This window comes from Marinimicrobium locisalis, from assembly GCF_039822625.1.
Taxonomy (GTDB): Bacteria; Pseudomonadota; Gammaproteobacteria; order Pseudomonadales; family Cellvibrionaceae; genus Marinimicrobium; species Marinimicrobium locisalis.
This window is the reverse complement of record NZ_JBDLLG010000074.1, coordinates 1-1091: the sequence shown is the minus strand read 5'-3', so window position 1 is coordinate 1091 and position 1091 is coordinate 1. Positions and strand designations below refer to the sequence as shown.

The following is a 1091-nucleotide window of genomic DNA, read 5'->3' as shown; positions in this document are numbered from 1 at the left end:
ATTTCAGAATTTCTCGGAAAAACCCTGTCAAGTGTTTTTTCAAAAATTGAGCTGAATAGTTACCAATTGCCTTGATAGCAGCATAAACCTTATATGATTCCGATGCTGAAGTGGTTTTATCCAGCTCATCTAAAAGCTGTTGAAGCGCGTCCAAGAGCATTCCTATTTGTGACATGTTTCCTCACAGCTAATTTTGTTTAACGCCTAAGCACACGGGCGCGAGTTTACGAGCGTCCCGCCGACGCTTGCGGCGGCGTAGTGGTGCGTATGGTTATGTTTCTTTTCCAATTTTAGTTTTTCTCTTAAAGAATTTCTCAACATTTTCTACAGCGGAAGTAACTTTGATAGAGAATTCGTCTGTTTCCGATTCGTAGTATACAATCTTGTTGTTCTCTATACGTCTTGCAGGCGTCGTATCAACTTCAGCGCCTGGTCCCGCATAGGCACCTTTTAACCAAAAGTGCATCCAAATTGCAGACCTCAAATTGCCTATAACTTTTTGGAGTTGATCGAAGCAGTCAGACGCTCGTTCACCCCATATGACTTTAGCTTCCAATCGGACAGCTTGAAGATCAGTCCACTTCTCATAAAGAGCTCTCATACGCTCATCATAAATTCGCTGCTCTTCCTCTAACCGCCGCCCTGCTTCTACTTCATCCTTGTTTAAGAACATCATGGGGCTTCTTACATTCTGAATTTCCTGCTGAACTTTATACGTTAGTAGTATTGCTCGTTTTGCGGTGTCGTACTCAGAAGCCCCTCGCAACTGGCGATTCCAGGTGCTCAAGCCCAAGGCAGCAATGACTAAGGCGCCAAAAGTCCCAATTATGGCTACGACATCCCTCGTTAGGGACCAATTAATATCTGTAAGAGTCAAGCAAATACTCAAATAACTGCTCCTGAAACATAACGCCCGGCTTTAGGGCGGACTTGTAGCCGCGAAGCGGCGGAAAGGCCGTCCCAGCCCCGAAGGGGCGATAACAGCCGATTGTTGAACGAAGCCGCTCCGCGGCAAAGTTAGAATTCGAGAGCTGAGATAATTCCCCTACGTGCTTATACCGAGCACGACAACTAGAGGAATTATCTCATGC

General features: G+C 45.6%; 1 protein-coding gene. It reads right to left on the bottom strand.

Annotated features, from left to right (window positions below; genetic code table 11):
• Nucleotides 1-271 precede the first annotated feature (271 nt).
• Entirely contained in the window at nucleotides 272-889 is a 618-nt protein-coding gene (locus AAE514_RS18445; protein WP_347333032.1) for a hypothetical protein, read from the bottom strand.
• Between the last annotated feature and the right edge of the window lie 202 nt (nucleotides 890-1091).